23 protein-coding genes, 2 pseudogenes and 1 riboswitch are annotated in these 21,107 nt (G+C 63.5%); of the genes and pseudogenes, 16 read left to right on the top strand and 9 right to left on the bottom strand.

What is annotated here, in order from left to right; translation table 11 throughout:
- Nucleotides 1-100: 100 nt before the first annotated feature.
- A complete protein-coding gene (locus tag EB230_RS17710) occupies nt 101-721 on the bottom strand; it encodes a response regulator transcription factor (protein ID WP_056573493.1) in 621 nt (206 codons plus the stop codon).
- A 421-nt stretch (nt 722-1,142) separates the two neighbouring features.
- Here EB230_RS17710 and mgtE point away from each other — a divergent pair, with 421 nt between their 5' ends.
- Together mgtE and EB230_RS17720 are read left to right on the top strand one after the other, a co-directional pair.
- Nucleotides 1,143-2,555: a magnesium transporter gene (gene mgtE, locus EB230_RS17715; protein WP_056572675.1), complete on the top strand. Its 1,413-nt coding sequence runs from the start codon at nt 1,143-1,145 to the stop codon at nt 2,553-2,555.
- 136 nt (nt 2,556-2,691) lie between these two features.
- A complete protein-coding gene (locus tag EB230_RS17720; protein WP_006203215.1) occupies nt 2,692-3,078 on the top strand; it encodes a MerR family DNA-binding transcriptional regulator in 387 nt (128 codons plus the stop codon).
- A gap of 6 nt (nt 3,079-3,084) precedes the next feature.
- Here EB230_RS17720 and EB230_RS17725 read toward each other — a convergent pair whose 3' ends face one another.
- Together EB230_RS17725 and EB230_RS17730 are read right to left on the bottom strand one after the other, a co-directional pair.
- Nucleotides 3,085-3,561 carry an isoprenylcysteine carboxylmethyltransferase family protein gene (locus EB230_RS17725; protein ID WP_056572673.1) on the bottom strand — a complete coding sequence of 159 codons (477 nt, stop codon included), beginning with the start codon at nt 3,559-3,561 and terminating at the stop codon, nt 3,085-3,087.
- Nucleotides 3,558-4,556: a DUF1624 domain-containing protein gene (locus EB230_RS17730; protein WP_056572671.1), complete on the bottom strand. Its 999-nt coding sequence runs from the start codon at nt 4,554-4,556 to the stop codon at nt 3,558-3,560. The genes EB230_RS17725 and EB230_RS17730 overlap by 4 nt, the downstream gene beginning before the upstream one ends.
- A gap of 230 nt (nt 4,557-4,786) precedes the next feature.
- Between EB230_RS17730 and EB230_RS17735 the strand changes: the two genes are divergently transcribed.
- Nucleotides 4,787-5,986, top strand: coding sequence for an MFS transporter (locus tag EB230_RS17735; RefSeq protein WP_172373454.1), 1,200 nt, complete (start codon nt 4,787-4,789; stop codon nt 5,984-5,986).
- Nucleotides 5,987-5,989: 3 nt separating this feature from the next.
- Here the strand turns inward: EB230_RS17735 and EB230_RS17740 are convergent, their stop codons facing one another.
- The gene (locus EB230_RS17740) at nt 5,990-7,159 is read right to left on the bottom strand and encodes an aromatic ring-hydroxylating dioxygenase subunit alpha (RefSeq protein WP_065005575.1); all 1,170 of its coding nucleotides are present in this window, start codon (nt 7,157-7,159) and stop codon (nt 5,990-5,992) included.
- A gap of 144 nt (nt 7,160-7,303) precedes the next feature.
- A riboswitch (cobalamin riboswitch) is annotated at nt 7,304-7,502 on the top strand.
- 35 nt (nt 7,503-7,537) lie between these two features.
- Here EB230_RS17740 and EB230_RS17745 point away from each other — a divergent pair.
- From EB230_RS17745 to cobO, 4 genes are read left to right on the top strand one after another with little or no spacing between them, the layout of a single operon-like run.
- A complete protein-coding gene (locus tag EB230_RS17745) occupies nt 7,538-7,717 on the top strand; it encodes a CbtB domain-containing protein (protein ID WP_027029535.1) in 180 nt (59 codons plus the stop codon).
- Nucleotides 7,718-7,732: 15 nt separating this feature from the next.
- Nucleotides 7,733-8,551, top strand: coding sequence for a CbtA family protein (locus EB230_RS17750; RefSeq protein WP_056572665.1), 819 nt, complete (start codon nt 7,733-7,735; stop codon nt 8,549-8,551).
- Nucleotides 8,544-9,059, top strand: a complete 516-nt coding sequence (cobU, locus tag EB230_RS17755; protein ID WP_056572663.1) for a bifunctional adenosylcobinamide kinase/adenosylcobinamide-phosphate guanylyltransferase — start codon at nt 8,544-8,546, stop codon at nt 9,057-9,059. The genes EB230_RS17750 and cobU overlap by 8 nt, the downstream gene beginning before the upstream one ends.
- Nucleotide 9,060: 1 nt before the next feature.
- Nucleotides 9,061-9,690: a cob(I)yrinic acid a,c-diamide adenosyltransferase gene (gene cobO / locus EB230_RS17760; RefSeq protein WP_056572660.1), complete on the top strand. Its 630-nt coding sequence runs from the start codon at nt 9,061-9,063 to the stop codon at nt 9,688-9,690.
- Here the strand turns inward: cobO and cbiB are convergent.
- The gene (gene cbiB / locus EB230_RS17765) at nt 9,687-10,661 is read right to left on the bottom strand and encodes an adenosylcobinamide-phosphate synthase CbiB (protein ID WP_056572658.1); all 975 of its coding nucleotides are present in this window, start codon (nt 10,659-10,661) and stop codon (nt 9,687-9,689) included. The genes cobO and cbiB overlap by 4 nt on opposite strands.
- On the opposite strand from cbiB, the gene cobD reads away from it, so the two are divergent.
- Nucleotides 10,660-11,706 carry a threonine-phosphate decarboxylase CobD gene (cobD, locus tag EB230_RS17770; protein WP_081295094.1) on the top strand — a complete coding sequence of 349 codons (1,047 nt, stop codon included), beginning with the start codon at nt 10,660-10,662 and terminating at the stop codon, nt 11,704-11,706. The two genes, cbiB and cobD, sit on opposite strands and share 2 nt — an antisense overlap.
- Nucleotides 11,703-12,212 (top strand): tyrosine phosphatase family protein, encoded by a 510-nt coding sequence (locus EB230_RS17775; protein ID WP_056572656.1) that lies wholly within the window; start codon nt 11,703-11,705, stop codon nt 12,210-12,212. Before cobD ends, EB230_RS17775 begins: the two co-directional genes overlap by 4 nt.
- A gap of 24 nt (nt 12,213-12,236) precedes the next feature.
- Here EB230_RS17775 and EB230_RS17780 read toward each other — a convergent pair.
- The 4 genes and pseudogenes from EB230_RS17780 to EB230_RS17795 form a co-directional block, all read right to left on the bottom strand.
- Nucleotides 12,237-12,523 (bottom strand): annotated as a pseudogene (locus EB230_RS17780) (type II toxin-antitoxin system RelE/ParE family toxin).
- A complete protein-coding gene (locus EB230_RS17785; RefSeq protein ID WP_056573487.1) occupies nt 12,523-12,777 on the bottom strand; it encodes a type II toxin-antitoxin system ParD family antitoxin in 255 nt (84 codons plus the stop codon). The pseudogene EB230_RS17780 and the gene EB230_RS17785 overlap by 1 nt, the downstream one beginning before the upstream one ends.
- A 90-nt stretch (nt 12,778-12,867) precedes the next feature.
- Nucleotides 12,868-13,671 carry a creatininase family protein gene (locus EB230_RS17790; RefSeq protein ID WP_056572655.1) on the bottom strand — a complete coding sequence of 268 codons (804 nt, stop codon included), beginning with the start codon at nt 13,669-13,671 and terminating at the stop codon, nt 12,868-12,870.
- 208 nt (nt 13,672-13,879) lie between these two features.
- Nucleotides 13,880-14,263 carry a RidA family protein gene (locus EB230_RS17795; RefSeq protein ID WP_056572653.1) on the bottom strand — a complete coding sequence of 128 codons (384 nt, stop codon included), beginning with the start codon at nt 14,261-14,263 and terminating at the stop codon, nt 13,880-13,882.
- Between the two features lie 267 nt (nt 14,264-14,530).
- Between EB230_RS17795 and EB230_RS17800 the strand changes: the two genes are divergently transcribed.
- From EB230_RS17800 to EB230_RS17830, 7 genes and pseudogenes are all read left to right on the top strand, one after another.
- Nucleotides 14,531-15,535 carry an ABC transporter substrate-binding protein gene (locus EB230_RS17800; protein ID WP_056572651.1) on the top strand — a complete coding sequence of 335 codons (1,005 nt, stop codon included), beginning with the start codon at nt 14,531-14,533 and terminating at the stop codon, nt 15,533-15,535.
- Between the two features lie 11 nt (nt 15,536-15,546).
- A pseudogene (locus EB230_RS17805) lies at nt 15,547-16,369 on the top strand (ABC transporter ATP-binding protein).
- On the top strand, nt 16,356-17,204 hold the full coding sequence (locus EB230_RS17810; protein WP_056572647.1) for an ABC transporter permease: 849 nt from the start codon (nt 16,356-16,358) through the stop codon (nt 17,202-17,204). The pseudogene EB230_RS17805 and the gene EB230_RS17810 overlap by 14 nt, the downstream one beginning before the upstream one ends.
- 4 nt (nt 17,205-17,208) lie before the next feature.
- A complete protein-coding gene (locus tag EB230_RS17815; protein ID WP_172373456.1) occupies nt 17,209-18,510 on the top strand; it encodes a cytosine deaminase in 1,302 nt (433 codons plus the stop codon).
- Nucleotides 18,510-19,913, top strand: a complete 1,404-nt coding sequence (locus tag EB230_RS17820) for an FAD-binding oxidoreductase (protein WP_056572642.1) — start codon at nt 18,510-18,512, stop codon at nt 19,911-19,913. The genes EB230_RS17815 and EB230_RS17820 overlap by 1 nt, the downstream gene beginning before the upstream one ends.
- Nucleotides 19,913-20,494, top strand: coding sequence for an NAD(P)H-dependent oxidoreductase (locus tag EB230_RS17825; protein ID WP_056572640.1), 582 nt, complete (start codon nt 19,913-19,915; stop codon nt 20,492-20,494). Before EB230_RS17820 ends, EB230_RS17825 begins: the two co-directional genes overlap by 1 nt.
- Entirely contained in the window at nt 20,494-21,081 is a 588-nt protein-coding gene (locus tag EB230_RS17830; protein WP_056572638.1) for an NAD(P)H-dependent oxidoreductase, read from the top strand. The genes EB230_RS17825 and EB230_RS17830 overlap by 1 nt, the downstream gene beginning before the upstream one ends.
- Nucleotides 21,082-21,107 lie beyond the last annotated feature (26 nt).

Raw genomic sequence — 21,107 nt, forward strand, 5'->3', positions numbered from 1 at the left:
CAAAGCGGTGGGGGGAGTTTCGTTTCGACGGCTAAAGCCAACAACACCTTGGCGGGTAAGATCTCGCCGCGCGCGGGTGGGGCGGGCCTACCCGGTCAGCCTACCCGAAAGGCTGCTTCTGGGTACGCCTCTCTCGCGCATAGAGCGCGACGGCCATCGCCCGGTTACGGACGTCGAGCTTGTCGTAGAGATTCTTCAGGTGATACTTCACCGTGTTCTCGGAAATGCCGGTCCGCGTGGCGATCTGCAGATTGGTCCAGCCGTCGGAAAGCACCGCCAGCAGCTCGCGTTCGCGCACGGTGAGCTGCGCGAGCGGCGTGTCGTTGACCTTGTTGATGTCGATATAGGGGATGCAGATGCGTCCATGCGCGACCGCCAGGATCGTGTCGAAGATGATGGCTGGGTCGTCGAACTGGAAACAGTAGCCCTGGGCGCCGAGCCGCACGCATTGCTTCAGGATGCCGATATCATGGTCGTTGGAAAAGACGGTAATGCGCACGTCGAGCTTGCGGCTCTGGACCTCGGCCAGCACATCGGCGCCGTCCATGTCGGCGAGCTTCCAGCCGATGACAGCGACGTCAAACCCACCCTTCGCCGCCAGGTCCAGGAACTGCCTGCCGCTCTGCACGGTGTTCAACAGGTCGAAGCGGCCGTCGCATTCGAGCATTTCGCGCAGCGCCGATATGACGAATGGATTGCGCTCGGCGACGACAATGCGCATGCGCCGGTCGCCAACTGCCTTGCTTGTTTTCCCGGGCTTGCTGTTCAAGGGCCGTTTTTGTCCTGGGCTGGTTATCCGCAACGCACAGGTCAGGCTTCAGGCCTGGACCCGTATCATGACAATTCTGCCCCAATCGCGCCGGGGTGCTCTTTCCCCAGCGACATCGGCTGTCGCGCCGTCTGAAGCCGGGGATTGGCTGGTCCTTGATGGATAGGCATTGCCAGGCCCGGCATCCGCGATACACTCATAGGGCGACGTGGAGCAGGCGTTTCGTTTGATATTCCGTGCCTTAGAGCGATAAGTTCTCGGATCGAATCGCGTCTGTACGCGAGATGTCGATTTCCGAGAAACCGGTTTCCGCTTTAGGGGCCGATGCTCTAGACCTGAAGGCACAATTTTTCCGGGATGGCGGGAGGCGGTGGTGGAGGACAAGCAGACGACCTCCGCCAAGGCGGCTGACGATGCCCGGGCCGATATCTATGGCGAGGACGGTGCGGTCCTTCCGTCCTTCCTTGCCCAGATCGGGGCCGCGATCGCCGATCGCGATACGCTGACCCTCAAGCATGAAGTCGACCATCTGCACCAGTCGGAACTCGGCGACCTGATCGAGGCGCTGCATCCGGAACAGCGGCAGGCCCTCGTCGAGTTGCTGGGCACCGATTTCGACTTTTCCGCGCTGACCGAGGTCGACGAGGCGATCCGCATGGAGATCGTCGATCACCTGCCCAATGCACAGATCGCGCAGGCGGTGCAGGAACTCGATTCCGACGACGCGGTCTACATCCTCGAAGATCTCGAAAAGGAAGACCAGGACGAGATCCTGTCGCAGCTGCCGTTCACCGAACGGATCAGGCTGCGCCGCTCGCTCGACTATCCCGAAGAGACCGCCGGGCGGCGCATGCAGACCGAGTTCGTCGCGGTGCCGCCGTTCTGGACCATCGGCCAGACCATCGACTACATGCGCGAGGACAAGAACCTGCCTGAGCGCTTCAGCCAGATCTTCGTCATCGATCCGACCTTCAAGCTGTTGGGGGCCATCGACCTCGACCAGATCCTGCGTACCAAGCGCGCGGTCAAGGTCGAGGACGTCATGCACGAGACGCGCCACGCCATCCCGGCCACCATGGACCAGGAAGAGGCGGCGCGGGAGTTCGAGCAGTACGATCTCTTGTCAGCCGCGGTCGTGGACGAGAATGAGCGGCTGGTCGGCGTGCTGACCATCGACGATGTCGTCGACGTCATCCAGCAGGAAGCGGAGGAAGATCTGCTGCGCATGGGGGGCGTCGGCGACGAAGAACTCTCCGACACGGTGTTTGCGACCTCGCGCTCGCGCGTTCCCTGGCTGCTGGTCAACCTTGTCACGGCATTTCTGGCGGCGTCGGTGATCGGCTTGTTCGACCACACGATCGAGCGGATCGTGGCGCTCGCCGTGCTGATGCCGATCGTGGCCGGCATGGGCGGCAATGCCGGTTCGCAGACCATGACCGTCACCGTGCGGGCGCTGGCGACGAAGGACCTCGACATCTACAATGCCGCCCGCATCATCCGCCGCGAAATGGGCGTGGGCTTCATCAACGGCATCGTCTTTGCCGTTCTGATCGGCATCGTCGCCGCCGTCTGGTTTCGCGATCCCAATCTGGGCGGGATCATCGGAGCGGCGATGATCATCAATATGTTCGCGGCCGCACTTGCCGGCATCCTGATCCCGCTGCTGCTCGACCGGTTCAAGATCGACCCGGCCGTGGCGTCGGCGGTTTTCGTCACCACCGTCACCGACTGCGTCGGCTTTTTCGCTTTCCTTGGCCTCGCAAGCTGGTGGTTCGGCGTGAGGTAGTCGCCTCAATTGACTTTTACGTAAATGCCGTGCGAGGCTCGCGCGGGGGCCATGTCGATTCCGGCGGCCGAGGGTTTGGTTCGGACAGAAGGCGGCGCCGCGTGGCGGTCGCCCGGAATTCCGACTTGGAGTGACAATGCGGGAATATTATTCGATCACCGAACTGACCCGCGAATTCGACGTGTCGACGCGGACGCTGCGTTTCTATGAGGACGAAGGCCTGGTGCAGCCGGTGCGGCGCGGCCGCACTCGGCTGTTTCGTCCCTCCGACCGCCATCTCATCCGGCAGATCATGCGCGGCAAAAGGCTCGGCTTCTCGATCAACGAGATCCGCGAAATCATCCAGATGTACAAGGAGCCGCCGGGCGAGGTCGGGCAGCTCAAGCTTATGATCAAGCGCATCGAGGAAAAGCGCGAGGATCTGAGGCAAAAGCGCCGCGACCTCGAGGAGACACTGGCCGAACTCGACCAGGCCGAGGAGTCATGCGTCGAGCGGCTCGTGGAGCTTGGCGTCAACACCTGACGAAGCTCAAATCCAGCGCCGCACCCGCTTCGCGTAGTCGCGGTATTTCTTGCCGAATTTCGCCGCCAGTATCTTTTCCTCGCCCTCGATCGCCAGCTTCTGGGTGAGGAAGGCGGCGATGAAGGCAAAGAGCAGGAACCAGGCTATCCCCGTGACAAAGGCGACGCCGATCAACAGCAGTGTGTTGGCCAGATACATCGGGTTGCGGGTGACGCCGAAAGGGCCCGTCGTGACGAGATGGTCGGGCACGGCATTGGGATTGAGCGTTGTCCTGGCCCGCATCATGGTGCGGATGGCGGTGAACCAGAGTACGGCGACGCCGAACAATGCCACCCAGCCCGCCGCGAACAGGAGGTCGCCCAGGAGATCGCCGATCCAGGGCAGGGGGTAGAGCATGCCGAGGATGACGCTGACGGCGATCGCCGCGGTGTAGATAACCGGCGGCCACGGGATCACCCCGGGCTTCGGCTGGGTTTCGGTCATTGCGTTCCTCCCTCATCCATCTTGTCTTCGGTCTGGGCCGTGCAGCTGCCGGCCAGATCGCCCAGATGCGCCCTGAACTCCGCAGTCTGGTCGTTGTTCTCGAGCCGATCAAGAGATGCTTCGCCCTCGAGCGTCGTCAGCATGCAGCCGCAATAGCTCGAACAGAAGGTCGCGTTGCGCGTCTGCTCGCACGAGCGCTGGCAGGTTTTGAGGAAATTGACCTGCGGGGTTTCGACCTGGGCCGGCATCACTTGCGAGAACAGCCAGACGCAGCCGATCAGCAGCGGCTGATGGATCAGGTAGAAGGCGAGGCTGTGGCGGCCGATGAAGACCAGCGGATTGGCCCAGCGTCCGGGTTTGAGGTTCGCAAGGCGGGCTCGCATGCCGGATGCGGAGGCGAGTTTCGCCACTGCGATGCCGACAAGCACCGCGCCGAACCATGGAAACAGCGGCACATAGTCGTTGGATCGCGGATTGATCGCCGACAGGCCGATCCACCACAGCCAGGGATGATCCAGCGCCTCGAAGCGCAGATAGATGGGCGCGGCGATGACGAGCGCGGCAATGACAAGCGTCAGCAGCGCGGGCAGCCGCAGGAAGGCAAGGCCGAGCAGGCTGGCGAGCGCGATCTGGTGCAGGATGCCGAAGAAGATGAAGCCGTCAGGCGTGGCGATCCGCGTGACGACCGAAATGGCGATCGCCGCTCCGGCAACCATGGCGAACCGTTTCCAGAAGCCGTTCCAGCGGATTTGCCGGCCGTGGGCAAGGTACAGGCTGACGCCGACCAGGAACAGGAAGGTCGAGGCGATGCAGCGCGCATAGATCTTCCACCAGCCGAAGGCCGTGAGGCCCGGGTCGGTGTAGCCGAAGAATTCCAGGTCCCAGGTGAAATGGTAGCTCGCCATGGCCAGCAGCGCGATGCCGCGCACGATGTCGATGGCGACGATGCGCCGGGATGGCTCCGGAACGGGTACGGTCGGCGTATGGATGGTCATGGTCTCGCGATCTGATTCAGCCCCGCTTGAGGACTATCACGGTTGGACGGGACAGAAGAAGGCCGCGAGCAGCGGCATGGGCGATGTCTCTTGCATCAGGCGCCGCTTTAGGCCAGCGCCGGGAAGTCTTTGACCGACTTCGCTTTTTGCCGGATATGCGTCGGTTTCCTCTTAATCGCCCGGAAGTGGCCAAGGCAGATTTGGCCGGTGATTCTGCTTTTGGGGAAGCAATGTCCACCCATGTGCGCCATCCGATCTGGCTCCCGGCCCTCAAGGCCGCGGATGCGCGCACCTTCACCTCGCTCTACGCGGTGGAGTCCTTTGCCCGAGCCACGGTGTCGAGCGTCATCCCGATCCAGGCCTACGAGATCCTGCACAATGAGCAGATCGTCTCGATCCTCTATACCATCGTGGCGCTGCTCGGCCTGTCGGTGACCTTGTTCATGCCGATGCTGATCCGCCGCTTTGCCCGGCGCTGGGTCTATACGGCGGGCGCCTGCCTGCTCGCCATCGGGTCGCTGTTCTTCGTCACCCATACGCTTGCCGGGCAATTGGCCGGGATGCTGTGCCGGGTGATGGGCGCCAGCGCGCTGTCGATCACGCTCAATCTCTACATCATGGACCACATCCGCAAGACCGACTTCATGCAGGCCGAATCGCTGCGCATGGCGTGGTCGATGTTCGCCTGGACCGGCGGGCCGACGCTCGGCATCTTCCTGTATACACGCTTCGGTATCTACGCGGCGCATGGGGCGGTGGCAGTGTTCGCGCTGGCCTTGCTGGCGCTGTTCTGGACCTATCGGCTGGGCGACAACCAGTCGATCCGGCCCGGCAAGACCCGGCCTGCCAATCCGCTCGCCAATATCGGCCGCTTCGTCGCGCAGCCCAGATTGAGGCTCGCCTGGCTGATCGCCTTCGGCCGCTCCTGCTTCTGGACGACGTTCTTCGTCTATGGGCCGCTGTTCATGGTGATCACCGGGCAGGGCGATATCGCCGGCGGCCTCCTTGTTTCGGCCGGCAATGCGCTTTTGTTCATGGCGATCTTCTGGGGCAAGGCCGGAAAACGCTTTGGCGGCCGGCGCACCATGACATTTGCCTATTTCGCCATGTCGGCCATGCTGCTGGCCGCGGGCACGGTGGGAGTGACCGCACCGTTGTTGACCGGCGCTTTCCTGCTTGGTGGCGCGTTCTTCGCCATCGCGCTCGATGCCCTGGGGTCGACCGCCTTCATGCGTTCTGTGCGATCTTATGAACGGCCGCAGATGGCTGCGGTCTACCGCACCTATCTCGATTTTTCCGAACTGACGCCGCCGCTGGTCTATTCGGTGGTGCTGGCCTTCTTTGGACTGGGCTCGGTGTTCGTCACGCTCAGCCTGCTGGCGGCGGCGTGCGGCTTCGTGACCTGGCGCTACCTACCGAAGTCGCTGTGAGGATCACCGTGAAAGTGCCGCATGGCGCTCGCGCACCCAGTTGTGGAAGCGGTGCAGTTCATATTCCTCGGGCATCAGCACGCCGGCGGCGTGGCGCATCGAGCGCAGGCCTTTCTGATTGACCTCGCAGATCGCCGCGTCCTCCTCCAGCACCTGTGTGCCGAAGGCGATGATGTTGTCGATGTCGGTCGCGGCCAGCGCCTCGGGCGCGAACAGCCATTCGGCGACAAGTTCCGTCTGTTCCGGCCCGAGCGGTACCAGCCGAACTGTCCTGACATAGTCGACATGGCCGACGATGAACATCGAGGGTAGGCTGGTGGCGTAGGTCTGGCCGGCGGCGCGTTCGGCTGGCGTCAATCCCGAGAAGACCGGCCCATGGGTCTTGCCGTCGCTAGACCAGGTTTCGGCGCCAGCCCGCAGGCCACCGGAAAACTCCGGCGCGTCATTGTCGGCGTGGCGGGTCCATTCGGGGTCGTCATGCCGGCTCATCAGGCCGCGGCCATAGATCGGCACCAGCCGCGACAGGTCCTTGTGGACGCCCGGACAATGCAGGCACTCGTTGAAGTTCTCCCAAAAGATCTTCCAGTTGCAGTGCATCACCTTGCGCAGCACATGGCCTGCCACCAGCGTTTCCAGTGGCCAATTGCCGAGATTGCCGGAGGCGGGGTCGAAGGATGCCTGCGCCGAGCCGGCCGCATCTTCCTGCAAATTGATGAACACGAAGCCGCGCCAAACCGAGAGCGCGACGCGATAGAGCGGATGGTCGGCCTTGTCGAAGCCGTCCGGCAATGATTTCGACGGCACGCGCACGAGGTCGCCGCGCAGCGAATAGGACCAGGCATGATAGGGGCAGGTGATCAGCCGCGCCTTCAGCCGGCCCTCGCTCTCCTGGCAAAGCTGCGAGCCGCGATGCCGGCACGTGTTGTGGAAGGCACGCAACGCGCCGGTGTCGTCGCGCAGAACGATGATGTCCTGCGTGCCGATGCGGAATCGGCGAAAGGCCAGCGGCTGGGCCAGATCGGCCTCGCGGCAGACCAGCAGCCAGTTCTTGTACCAGATGGCATCGAGGTCCAGTTGATAGGCCGCTGCGTCCCAATAGGCCGATGAGGGCAGGGTGGGTTCGGTCTGGGTCAGGCCGTTATAGGGATCGCGCTCGCTGGCAATGGGCTGCATGGCTGGCTTCCTGTGAAGTGGCCAGCCGACACCCGGCCAGCATAATTGTCAATTGTGGCGCCGATGACCGCTGATGTTGCCGGCATGGCGTAATCGCGCTGGTTACCGGCGGAATTTGGTTTGCCGGAGGCGGTGATTCTGCCTATAGTCGCTGATGTCGTCGGTTCCATTTTGGAGCCAAGAGGGAATGCGGTGCGGGCTGACTTGTTGCCCAATGCCGTTGCTGCCCCCGCAACTGTGTGCGGTAGTCCTCTCCATATGCCACTGAAGATTTGTCTTCGGGAAGGTGGGGAAGGGCGCTGATCCGTGAGCCAGGAGACCTGCCGGCGACAGGAAACTGACTTCGATGCCCTCGGGTGGAGGGTGAAAGGACAAGACATGACTACCGCTTCCGTCTCCCTCGGCGCTTCCGTCTCCTCGCAGTCGCGCTTCATGCAGCTGGCGCTCGCCGCGCTGCTCGGCACCTTCATCATCGGCTTCGTCGGCTTCTCGCATATCGATGCGGTCCACAATGCCGGTCATGACAACCGGCATTCGATGGCGTTTCCCTGCCACTGACGAGGACCTGACATCATGAATCTGTTTCGCAACGTCGTGTTCATCGCGGCGATCGCGGGGCTCGTGGCCGGCGTCGTTCTCGCCTGCATGCAGGCCTATGCCACCGTGCCGCTGATCCTCAAGGCGGAAGTCTACGAACAGGCCGAAGGCGGCCACAGCCATGACCATGCCGCGGCACCCGCGGCCTCGGCTGATGCCGCCAGCGGCAACGCAATGAGTTCCGCCGCGCCAGCGGCATCGAATGCCATGAGCGCCGCCGCCCCGGCTCCGGCCGCAGCGGCAGCTCCGGCCGAGGACGAGGGCTGGGCGCCGGCCGACGGCTTCGAACGTTTTGCCTTCAACGTGGTGTCCAACGTCGTCACCGGCATCGGCTTCGCGCTGATCCTGGTCGCTGTTTCGGAATTCGCCGGCGGCATCGGCAACTGGCGCCAGGGCGTGTTCTGGGGCCTGGCCGGCTTTGCCGTGTTCACACTGGCGCCCGGCCTCGGCCTGCCGCCGGAACTGCCGGCCATGCCGGCGGCCGACCTCACGCAGCGCCAGATCTGGTGGGTGGCGACGGTGATCGCGACCGCCATCGGGCTTGGCCTGATCGCGTTCCGCAAGTCGCTGCCGCTTGCCATCCTTGCGGTGCTGCTGATCGTGGCGCCGCATATCGTCGGGGCGCCGCAGCCCGACAGCTTCGAGACACCGATCCCGGAAGGCCTGCACCACCAGTTCGTGGTGGCGGTGACGCTGACCAATCTGGTGTTCTGGCTGGTGCTTGGCGCTGTCGTCGGCGTTGTGCGCGGACGCTTCACCGGCACCGCGAACAGCCTGCGCGACAGCTTTGCCTGATCGCGGCAAGCTGACCTTCATCATCGGTGGTGCGCGCTCGGGAAAGAGCGCGCACGCCGAAACCCTGGCGACGGCGTTGCCCTCGCCGTGGGCCTATATCGCCACCGCGCAAGCCTATGACGACGAGATGCGCGAGCGCATAGCGCTGCACCGGTCGCGACGCGGGGCGGGCTGGGCCACCATCGATGCGCCGTTCGACCTTGCCGGCGCGCTCGAGGCTTTGCCCGATAGCCGCCCGGTGCTGATCGACTGCCTGACGCTGTGGCTGACCAATCACATGCTGGCAGACCACGACCTGGGGCTTGAATGCCGGGGGCTGGCGGATGTGTTGTCGCGGCCGCGCGGGCCGTGGTTCGTGGTATCCAACGAAGTCGGGCAGGGCATCGTGCCGGACAACGCACTGGCGCGCCGTTTTCGTGATGAGGCCGGCCGGCTCAACCAGCAGATCGCGGCGATCGCCCATACGGTGCTGCTGATGGTGGCGGGGCTGCCGCTCAAGGTGAAATGAGATGACCGATATCGACGGCAAGACCAACGAAGACCGGGACGAAGAGCGCCACCGCGCCAAGATGGCCAAACGCAAGGCGGTGCAGGACGCCGAGGTGGCGAGCAAGACGGTCGAGAAAGGACTGCTGATCGTCAACACCGGCCCTGGCAAGGGCAAGACGACAGCCGCCTTCGGCTTGGCGCTGCGGATGCTTGGCTATGGCAAGCGGGTCGGCGTCGTCCAGTTCATCAAGGGCAAGTGGCACACGGGCGAGAAGGATGCTTTCGCTGCCTTCGGCGACCGCGTCGTCTGGCACGCGATGGGCGAGGGCTTCACCTGGGAAACGCAGGATCTGAAGCGCGATATCGCGGCGGCGGAAGCCGCCTGGGCCAAGGCGCTGGAGCTGATCGCCGATCCCTCCATCAGCCTTGTGGTGCTCGACGAGCTCAACATAGCGCTGCGCTACGACTATCTCGATCTCGACACGGTGGTTGCTGCGTTGAAGGCTCGTCGCGAGGACCTGCATGTCGTCGTCACAGGCCGCAACGCCAAACCGGCGCTGGTCGAAGCGGCCGACCTGGTCACCGAGATGGGCGTGACCAAGCACCATTTTTCGGCAGGCGTGAAAGCCCAGCAGGGGATCGAGTTCTAGAACACCAGAACCGCGATCACCGAGACCAGGCCGAACAGCGCGATCAGCAGATAGTCGGCGACGCGGTAGAGTTTCAGCGCCCGCCTGATGTCGCCGCTGTCGACGTCGCGGCGGCCGCCTTCACCCATGAAAACATCGTCGACCAGCACGCCGCCATAGCTGCGCGGCCCGGCCAATGCCAGACCGAGCGCGCCGGCCATGGCCGCTTCCGGCCAGCCCGCGTTGGGCGAGCGGTGTTTTTTTGCGTCTCGCCACACCGCATGCCAGGCGCTGCGGGGATCAGCGTCCCCGACCAGGAAAGCCGCCAGCACGATCAGCAGCGCCGTCAGCCGAGAGGCTGGCAGGTTGATCCAGTCGTCGAAGCGCGCCGCCGCCCAGCCGAAAGCCTCGTGGCGCGGGGTGCGGTGGCCGATCATCGAATCGGCGGTGTTGGCGGCCTTGTAGGCGGCGCCGCCGGCCAGCCCGCCGACACCGGTCCAGAAGGCGGGAGCGACGATGCCGTCGGAAAAATTCTCCGCCAGGCTTTCGATCGCCGCACGGCAGACGGCGGCGCGGTCGAGCGCCTCGGGATCGCGGCCAACGATTCGCGAGACGGCGACACGGCCCATGGCCAGCCCGCCTGTATCGAGCGCGTCGGCGACGGATTCGACATGTTCGAAAAGGCTCTTCTGCGACAGAAGCGATGTCGCCAGAAGGGCGGCAACGACCAGTCCCAGGGGAACGAACCAGAGCAGGACAAGCTGTACGCAAAGGCCGATCGCCGCCGGCACCAGCACGATGACGAGAAGTGCCTGGACACCGCGTTGACGACGCAATGCGTCGGGATCAGTGGCGCGGTTGAGCCTGCGATCGAGAAAGGATATCAGCCTGCCGAACCACGTCACCGGATGGCCGATGGCGCGAAACAGCCAATCCGGGTAACCGAGGGCGAATTCGACGGCCAATGACAGGAAAGCGATCAGGACTGACATGAAGCTTCTTGAAGGAGCGGTGGACCATGGTGGAAGTCTCGGCCGGGCGAGGGTGCTTTTCCCCAACGCCGTATTGCCTTTCGTCGACCTCTCTACCGGTATCAATCCGCTCTCCTACCCGCTTTTCGACCTGCCCGCCACCTCGCTGTGGCGATTGCCGGAAGCCGGGCGGGCGCGTGAGCTGACAGGGATAGCGGCCAGGACGTACGGCGCGCCGTCGCCAGCCAACGTCGTCGCTGCGCCCGGCACGCAGATCCTGTTGCCGCGTGTGGCCTCGCGGGTCAGGCCCGGCAAGGCGTTGGTGCTGGGGCCGACCTACGCCGAACATGCGCGTGCCGCGGCGATCGCCGGTCACGAGGTGAGCGAAGTCAGCGATTTCGCGGCGCTGGCGCAGGCCGACCTTGCCGTCATCGTCAATCCCAACAATCCCGACGGTCGCGTCATCGAGCGCGACCGGCTGCTGGCGCTGGCCGCCGGACTGCGTGCAAAAGGCGGGCTGCTGGTCGTCGACGAAGCGTTCATGGATGTCGGCCCGCGCCAGCACAGCCTCGCCGGTGATGTCGGTCAAGGCGGCATCGTCGTGCTGCGTTCGTTCGGCAAGTTCTTCGGCCTGGCCGGCCTGCGGCTTGGCTTCGCGCTTTCGGATGCAGCGACGGTGGAAGCGCTGGAAACGCAATTCGGGCCATGGGCTGTTGCCGGCCCGGCGCTCGAATACGGCATCCGCGCGCTTGCCGATATCGGCTGGCAGGACGCCATGCGGGCCTCCCTGACGGATGCAGCGGCGCGGCTCGACTCATTGTTCGACCGTTTCGGCGTGCCTGTCGCGGGTGGCACCACTCTGTTCCGCTATCTCAGCCTGCCGGATGCCGCCGGCCTGTTTTCAGCGCTTGGCGAGCGTGGCGTCCTGCTTCGGCATTTCTCCGGGCGGCCGCATGTCCTGCGCGCCGGCCTGCCGGGGAGTCAGGAGGAATGGCTGCGGCTCGAATCGGCCCTTGCCGATTGGGCGGCGCGGCGCGAGGATCGATCAAGGGGTTCAAAACCATGATCCATGTCTGTTCGCTGTCGAAGGTCGAGGAGACGGTGGCCAGGACCGGTGCCGAGCGTATGCTGTCGCTGCTCTCCGTCGGAACGGATGTGAGGCGTCCGGCGTCGATAGCGAGGGAAAATCATCTGCATCTGGTCATGCACGATATCGAAGTGGCTCAGGACGGCATGACCATGCCGGGCGAGGAGCATGTCCGCAATCTGCTCGATTTCGCGCGCCGTTGGGACCGGGCGAAGCCGATGGTCGTGCATTGCTACGCCGGCATCAGCCGTTCGACGGCTTCGGCCTACATCATCGCAGCCGCGCTCGCGCCGAAGCGCGACGAGGTCGAACTGGCCCGGACGCTGCGGACACTGTCGCCCTCGGCGACACCTAACCCGAGACTCATTGCCGTGGCCGATGCGCTGCTTGAGCGCAACGGCCGCATGATCGAGGCGGTCCAGTCAATCGGGCGTGGCGCGGATGCCTTTGAAGGAACGCCGTTCGCGCTGAAGATCGACAGCTAGCTGTGTCCATATACCGCTGTAGGATTATCGAGTGCCTTCACTCGCCCAATCTTCTTGCCCGTGGCGTACCCGGACAATGAACACGTCGCCGTCGGCTTCGATCTGGTAGACGACAGATGGGCCTTGAAGGGATGGATACGCATTGGTGGCGACAATTCAAGCCGCTCCCGCGCCATTCGGGGACTGGCAGCGATCAGGTCGAAGATCGCGAATAACTCGTCATGATACTGTCTGGCCTGCACAGCGCCGAACAGGCGCACCCCTTGCTCGGCAATGTCCTCTTCCGCAGCTAAAGAAAGGCGAAATTTCATTACCCGTTGCCGGGTGGCTTTCCAGCGCGTTTGACCGCCTCCGTAAAAAGCGCGTCCCTGGATCGATTGCCGATGCCACTCTTCAAGCCGTCGTCGACAAAGCGCTGCATGGCGGCAATGTTGTCGTTGCGCTCCTGATCCCGACGGATCAGATCGCGCACATAGTCGCTCGCGTTGGCGTAGCGACCCGTTTCGGTTTGCGCCTCAACCCAATCCTTCATCGGATCGGGCAATGATACGTTCATTGTTGCCATGTCGGCCTCCATATCCCGTCCAGTATGATCTATTTTGGCAAATCTCATATGCGGGAGCGTTTTTGCGGAGGCGCAATTGTGGCTAGGCGGCTACTTCAGCCAATCGGCGAGCTTTGCCTTGCGCACATCCCTGAGCAGGCTGATGAACCCGTCGGCTTGATGTTCCGCTGTCAGCCGGCCTTTTTCCGATGTCGCGATGCTGGCATCGCCGACCACGCCGTTCGGGTTGAGATCGCCGGCGATCCACGCAAAGGCGTGGGTGCCCGTATGGCGCAGCAGCGAGAATTCCTTCTCGGCCCTGGCGACGTTGGAAACGAAATTCTCGGCCTTGGCCATGTCGACGAGATCTGGCCGGAAATGCAGCATCAGCGAGGTCTCGACATCGCCGCCATGGATTCCGTGACGATCCTCGAGTTCGGTATACATGCCGGCAGGCCGCCCAAAACGCTGCCAGCTCGTCTTCACCGCCAGCATCCTTTCGCGCACCCGCAATTCGCGCGTGATGATGCCCATGATCTCTTCATTGCCGCCATGCGAATTGACGACGATGAGCTTGCGCACGCCGGCGCGCGCGATCGATACGCCAAGTTCGGTCCAGGCCTCGACCAGCGTCCTTGCCGGCAAAGTGAGCGTGCCCGGCGCGTGCAGATGCTCGTTCGACTTGCCGACCGCCTGAACCGGCAGGATGCGGATGTCCAGATCGCCGGGCAGGCGGGCGATCACCGTGTCGAGCATGCCGTTCATGATCGAGGTATCGGTCGAGACGGGCAGATGCGGGCCGTGCTGCTCGATCGCCGCCACCGGCAGAACGGCGATCGTCGCCTCCGGATCGATCGAGGCGTATTCCGTCGTCCGGTAGTCACCCCACCACACACGTCTTTTTGTCTCGTTCATTTTGTGCCTCGACGGAATTGATCTGGCGCCGGCGCTGCCCCTCATCCTTACTCTCTCCCCGTGAAGAACGGGGGAGATCGTCGGAGCGGTTCCCTTCTCCCCGTCTCCATACGGGGAGAAGGTGCCGGCAGGCGGATGAGGGGCAGCGCCAACTTCGCGTGACTTTAGACTATTGGACTGTCGATTCGTAGGGTTTCACTGGCGCTTCTTACCCGGCGGCGACGGCTTCGACCTCGACCTTGAATTCGGGCCGGGCAAAGCCGGAAACGATCATCAGGGTCGAAGCCGGCGCCGGGCTTGAAAACAGCCGGTCGCGGACATCCATATAGGGCCGCAGATGCGCGCGGTCGGTGACGTAGGCGTTGATGCGCACGATATCCCCAAGTCCCAGCCCGGCCTCTCCAAGGATCGCCTCGATGTTGCGGAAGCAGAGCTCGGCCTGGGCGCTGGCATCCTCGGGAATCTGATCGTCCGCCGTGATGGCGACCTGGCCCGAGCACAGCACCAGCCGCTTGCCGGCGGGCACTTCGACGCCGTGGCTGTAGCGGGCAAAGGGAGGCTTGATCGACTTGGGGGTGAGGAATCTGAACACGGCAATCTCCTGGATGCCGTCAGCCTAAGGCCGTATTCACTACAGCTTCAAGATGGCTTGGGATGTCGCCGGTGCGATTGTGGACAGGCGTTCAAAAAATAGGCACGATGCCTCCGGTGCAGCACGACCTTTCCGGCTTTCGCAGATGGCTGTGGTGCAGGCGGGCGGGTCCCGGCGCGAGACGCCGGTGGCATGTGTCTTGCTTCTTGAATCTCTGGTGTCGAGCCTGGCGCGTGGCGCGCCGGAGCAAACAAAGGATGGTTGTCGATGTACGCAAAACAGAAGACCTCGGTGGCGGTGGTGGCCTTGCTTGCCGCCAGCACACTGGGGGCCGCGGCGAACGAAAAAGTGACCTTCGGCACCAATTGGCTGGCGGAGCCGGAGCATGGCGGATATTACCAGGCAGTGGCGGACGGCACCTATGCCGCTTGCGGCCTCGACGTCACCATCATGCAGGGCGGCCCGCAGGTCAGCGGCCGGCCGATGCTGCTGGCAGGCAAGATCGATTTCTACATGGGGGGCAACCTGCTGTCGGCCTTCGATGCCGTCCAGCAAGGCATTCCGATGCGCGTCGTGGCCGCCGATTTCCAGAAGGACCCGCAGGTTATCATGTCCCATCCCGGCGAGGGCTTGGACAAATGGGAAGACCTGAAGAACGCCGACCAGTACATTCTGGGCGACGAAGGCGTGCAGACCTTCTTCCAGTGGATGGTCACGGCGCTTGGCTTCGACGCCGCCAAGCGCGCACCCTACACCTACAACACCGCTCCCTTCCTCGCCAACAAGAAGTCGATCCAGCAGGGCTACGTCACGTCGGAGCCGTTCGCGGTCAAGAAGGAAGGCGGCTTCGTGCCCAACCAGTTTCTGCTCGCCGACTATGGCTGGGACACCTACTCGACGACGATCGAGGTGATGCAGGACACGATCGACAAGAAACCGGAAGTGGTCCAGTGTTTCGTCGATGGCTCCGCCAAGGGCTGGTACAAGTACCTCTACGGCGACAACAAGGCCGCCAACGACATGATCAAGAAAGACAATCCTGACATGACGGATGAGCAGATCGCCTTCTCGATCGAGCAGATGAAGAAGTTCGGGCTTGCCGATTCCGGCGACACCGAAAAGCTCGGCATCGGCGCCATGACCGATGCGCGGATCAAGAGCTTCTACGACAAGATGGTCAAGGCCAAGGTCACGCCTGACGGCATCGACATCACGAAGGCCTACACGCTGGCCTTCGTCAACAAGGGTGTCGGGCTCGAGCTGAAGAAATAGGCCAGCCCGGCATGATAGGGGAAAAGGTGGCGCAAGCGCCGGCCTTGGATATCGCTCCGACCTTGCTGGCGCTGCGCGGCGTCGGCAAGGTCTTTTCCAATGGCGTGACGGCGTTGAGCGATGTCGGCCTGACGATCCGGGAAGGCGATTTCCTCAGCCTGCTCGGGCCGTCCGGCTGCGGCAAGTCGACGGCGCTGCGGCTGATCGCCGGCCTGTCGACGCCGACCTCCGGCGTGCTCGACTGGCGCGGCGGCGGTTCGCTCGACCGCGCCAATATCGGCTTCGTCTTCCAGGAGCCGACATTGCTGCCCTGGGCCAGCGTCTTCGACAATGTCTGGCTGCCGCTGAGGCTGAAAGGCATTTCCCGAGCCAAGGCTGCCCCTGCGATAAATGAGATGCTGGCGCGGGTTCACCTGACCGGCTTCGAGGATGCCGTGCCGCGCGAACTGTCCGGTGGCATGAAGATGCGTGTGTCCATCGCGCGGGCCATGGTGACCAAGCCACGCGTGCTTTTGATGGACGAACCGTTCGCGGCGCTCGACGAGATCACCCGCTTCAAGCTCAACAACGATCTGCTGGAGCTTTGGCAGGACGAACGCTTCACCGTCGTCTTCGTCACCCACAGCGTCTTTGAGAGCGTGTTCCTTTCCAACCGCGTCGTCGTGATGGCGGCGCGGCCGGGCCGGGTGTTCGACGAACTTGCCATCGAGGCTCCCTATCCGCGCGACGAGGTGTTTCGCACCTCGCCGGACTATGCGGCGCTTTGCCGGCAAGCCTCGGACGTGCTGGTCAATGCCATCAATTCAACAGCGGGCGCATCATGACGGCCATTGACGGCACGTTGAAACTCGACCCGGAGGAAGCGCGCCGTGTGCGCCAGGAGCGGCTCGAGCGGGTCGGCCGTTGGGTACTGCCGCTGGCGATCATGATCCTGGCGATCTGGTTGTGGGACCGCATCTGCGTCTGGAACGAGATCCCGCAATATATCCTGCCGCGCCCCGGCGTGGTGCTGCAGACGCTCTACAGCGATGCCGGCCTGCTGTTCTCCTCGCTGCTGGTCACCTTGCGTATCACCTTTCTCAGCCTGGCCCTGGCCGTCATCGGCGGTGTTGGCCTGTCGGTGCTGTTCGCGCAGTCGAAATGGGTGGAGATGTCGTTCTTCCCCTTTGCCATCGTGCTGCAGGTGACGCCGATCGTGGCGATCTTTCCGCTGATCAATATCTATGTGAACAACCAGACGACCAAGCTTCTGCTGTGTGCCTGGATCGTCGCCTTCTTCCCGATCCTGTCCAACACCACGCTTGGCCTCAATTCCGTCGACCGCAATCTGCGCGACCTGTTCAAGCTCAACGGCGCGACGCGCTGGCAACAGCTGCGCTATCTCAGGCTGCCGGCCGCAATGCCGTATTTCCTCGGTGGCTTGAAGATCGCCGGCGGCCTGTCGCTGATCGGCGCCGTGGTGGCCGAGTTCGTCGCCGGCGCCACCGGCCAGTCGTCGGGGCTTGCCTCGCGCATCATCGAGGCCGGCTACCGGCTGAACGCGCCAAGGCTGTTCGCGGCGCTGTTCCTGATCTCGCTGACCGGGATCCTGATCTTCCTCGTGCTGTCGCTGATCTCACATCTCATTCTGCGGCGCTGGCACGAAAGCGCGCTGAAGCAGGAGCGGTAGGCCCTTGATTCCGAACACAGGTTCATACCATCTCGCCAACGCTCGCGTTCATGCGTCACTGACGCCCGGACTTGCCGCTGCCTTCGACAGCGACGGCTTTGCGCTCGCCGATATTTCCGTCGCTGACGACAAGATTTCCGGTATCACCGCGCATGGCCGATCAAAGGCGCCTGCCGATGCGATCGACCTTCACGGCCGCATCATCTTGCCCTGTTTCGTCGACTGCCATACGCATATCGACAAGGGCCATATCTGGCCGCGAAAACCCAATCCCGACGGCACCTTCATGGGAGCGTTGAACGCCACCGGCGCCGACCGCGTCGCGCGCTGGAGCGCGCAGGACGTGGCGCGGCGCATGGATTTTTCGCTGCGCTCGGCCTACGCGCATGGCACCAGGGCGCTGCGCACCCATCTCGACAGCGTCGCGCCGCAGGAGGAAATCTCCTGGCCTGTGTTCGAGACGATGCGCGAAACATGGCGCGGCCGCATCGAGTTGCAGGGCGCCTGCCTGCTCGGCATCGAGGGCGTGCGCGACAAGAAATGGTTCGACAGGCTGGCGAAGCGGGTTGCCGCCGCCAAGGGCGTGCTCGGCGTCGTCACCTATATGGTGCCGGACCTGGAAGAGCTGCTCGACCATGTCTTCGCGCAGGCGATCAAGCACGGGCTCGACCTCGATTTCCATGCCGACGAGACCGACGACATTGCCGCCATCTCGCTGAAGAAGATCGCCGAGGCAGCGCTTTGGAGCGGCTTCGAGGGCAATATCCTCGTCGGCCATTGCTGCTCCCTGGCACGGCAGCCCGATCTCGAGGTTCTGGACACGCTGGACAAGGTGGCGAAGGCCGGGTTGGCGATCGTTTCTCTGCCGATGTGCAATCTCTATCTGCAGGACCGGCGTGGCGACGCCACCACGCCGCGCTGGCGCGGCGTCACGCTGCTGCATGAGATGAAGGCGAGGGGCATTCCGGTAGCGGTCGCTTCCGACAACACACGCGATCCCTTCCATGCCTATGGCGACCTCGACATGCTGGAGGTCTATCGCATGGCGACGCGCATCCTGCATTTCGATCATCCGGTCGCCGACTGGCCGAAAGCGGTCGCCGCGACGCCGGCCAAGGTGATGCGGCTTGATGGTCTAGGCACGCTTGCCGCCGGCGGCGATGCCGATTTCATTCTGTTCAAAGGTCGTAGCTGGACGGAATTGCTGTCGCGGCCCGAATCGGATCGCATCGTCGTGCGCGCCGGACGCGCGATCGACCGGCAATTGCCCGACTATGCCGAGCTCGACGAACTGATGGTGGAATGATGGACGTTTCGGCGCTCAAACGTGATCTTGACGGGATAAAGCTCGACGACAATCCGGCCATCGTCCAGCAGAAGAGCCGCGACTTCTATTGGTACAGCCCGGTGCTGAAGCAACAGCTCGACCATGTCACAGGCGACCTGATCGTGACGCCGAAGAATGAGGCCGAACTGATCCGCGTACTCGCCGCCTGTCATCGGCATGGCGTGCCGGTGACGCCGCGCGGCAGCGGCACCGGCAATTATGGGCAGGCAATGCCGCTGTCGGGCGGTGTCGTGCTCAACCTCGCTGAGATGAACGAGATCAAGTCGATCGCGCCGGGGCGCGTGGTGACCGGGCCGGGCGCGGTGCTGGCCGACATTGACAAGGCGACACGGGCGCATTCCGGCCAGGAACTCAGGCTCTCGCCCTCCACCTACAATACCGCTTCGATCGGCGGCTTCATCGCCGGCGGTTCGGGCGGCGTTGGCTCGATCAATTTCGGCGGGTTGCGCGATTTCGGCAATGTGCTGCGCCTGCGCGTGGTGACGATGGAGGCCGAACCGAAAGTGCTCGAGCTCACCGGCGAGGATTTGCACAAGGTGACCCACGCCTACGGCACCAATGGCATCATCACGGAGGTCGAGATGCCGCTGACCGCGGCCTATGACTGGGTCGATGTCATTGTCGGCTTCGGTGCCTTCATGGACGCGGCGCGCTACGGCAATGCGCTGGCCTGCCAGGACGGCATCCTGACCAAGCTGATCACCCCGATCGCCGCACCCGTGCCGCAGCTCTATTTCAAGCGGCATCAGAAGTTTTTCAGGGAAGGGCAAAGCATCTGCGTCGTCATGGTGGCGCAGCATGGACTGGATGCTTTCCTTGCCTTCACCCGGCGCGTCGGCGGTGAGGTGATCTTCAACGCGGCCACAGCGACGCCGGATGAGAAAAAAGGCCTTCCGCCGGCCTACGAGCTGGCCTGGAACCACACCACGCTCAGGGCACTGCGTGTCGATCCCGACATCACCTATCTGCAATCGCTCTATCCCTTTCCCAACCAGTTGGCGCTGGTCGAGAAGATGGATACGATGTTTCCGGGCGAAGTGTTCTCGCATCTCGAATTCGTGCGGCTGGACGGCAACATCACCTGTTTCGGCCTGCCATTGGTGAAGTTCACCACGGAGGCGCGGCTCGACGAGATCGTGCGGCTGCATGAGGAGAATGGCTGCCCGATCTTCAACCCGCACCGCTATACGCTGGAGGAGGGCGGCATGAAGCAGACGGATGCCGTGCAGCTCGCCTTCAAGCGCGAGACCGACCCGCAAGGCCTGCTCAATCCCGGCAAGATGATCGCCTGGGAAAATCCGGACTACGACTATCGTTCGGGGCGAACCTTCCTGTTCAAGGGGCTGCAAAAGGCAGGCTGATGAACATCCTCGTCCTCTATGCCCATCCGGTCGAGACCAGCTTCAATGCCGGCCTGCACCGGTTGGTCGTCGAGCGGCTGATGGCGGCGGGCCATACGATCGATGATTGCGACCTCTACGCCGAGAATTTCGATCCAAGGCTGACGCGCCAGGAGAGGCTGGACTACCACGACCAGCGCGGCTCCGCGGACCCCGCGGCACCCTATGTCGAACGTCTGCTGCGGGCCGATGCGCTGGTGCTTTCCTATCCGGTGTGGAACTACGGATTTCCGGCGATCCTGAAGGGCTTCTTCGATCGTGTGTTCCTGCCTGGAGTGTCGTTCAAGCTGGTCGACGGCAAAGTGCAGCCGTCGCTGCACAACGTCCGTAAGGTCGCCGCCGTCACCACCTATGGCGGCACCCGGTTCCGCGCAGTGCTGATGGGCGATCCGCCGCGCAGGCTGATCAAGCGTATGCTGCGCGCGACGGTAAAGCCCGGCGCGCCGGTGACTTATCTCGCGCATTACGCGATGAACCTGTCGACCGACGAAACACGGAAATCCTTCATGACGAAGGTTGCGGCGAGCATGGATGCGTTCTGATGCGGGTCCTCGTGGTCTACTGCCATCCTGTGCCGGAGAGTTTTTGCGCAGCGATCCGCGACACCGCTCTTGATGTGCTGAAGGCAAGGGGCTGGGAGGTGCGGCTGCTCGATCTCTACGCCGAGAAATTCGATCCGGTGATGGGTTGTGACGAGCGGCGCACCTACAATGACCAGGCGCCGCGCGATCCCGCGCTGAAGCCGCATTTCGAACTGCTCGCCTGGGCCGACGCGATCCTGTTCGTCTATCCGACCTGGTGGTACGGGCTGCCGGCGATGCTCAAGGGCTGGCTTGACCGGGTGTGGGCGACCGATGTCGCCTTCAAGCTGCCGGCGGGCAAGGGGCGGATCACATCGCTGATGAGGCATGTCACCAAGGTCGGCGTCATCACCACCTGCGGCGCGCCGACCTGGTGGAGCGTCGTCGTCGGGCAGCCCGGACGCAAGACCTTGCTGCGCGGCATGCGGGCGCTGTGCGCGACACGCTGCAAGACGTTTTTCCTGGCGCATTATCTGATGGATGCCTCGACGCCGGCAACGAGAGCGGCGTTTCTGGCGAAGGTGCGGGCAAAGCTGGAGCGGTTTTGAGGAATTAGATGGCGGCAGCCAAACGA

The sequence above is a fragment of the Mesorhizobium sp. NZP2234 genome, assembly GCF_013170765.1.
Classification (GTDB): Bacteria; Pseudomonadota; Alphaproteobacteria; order Rhizobiales; family Rhizobiaceae; genus Mesorhizobium; species Mesorhizobium loti_D.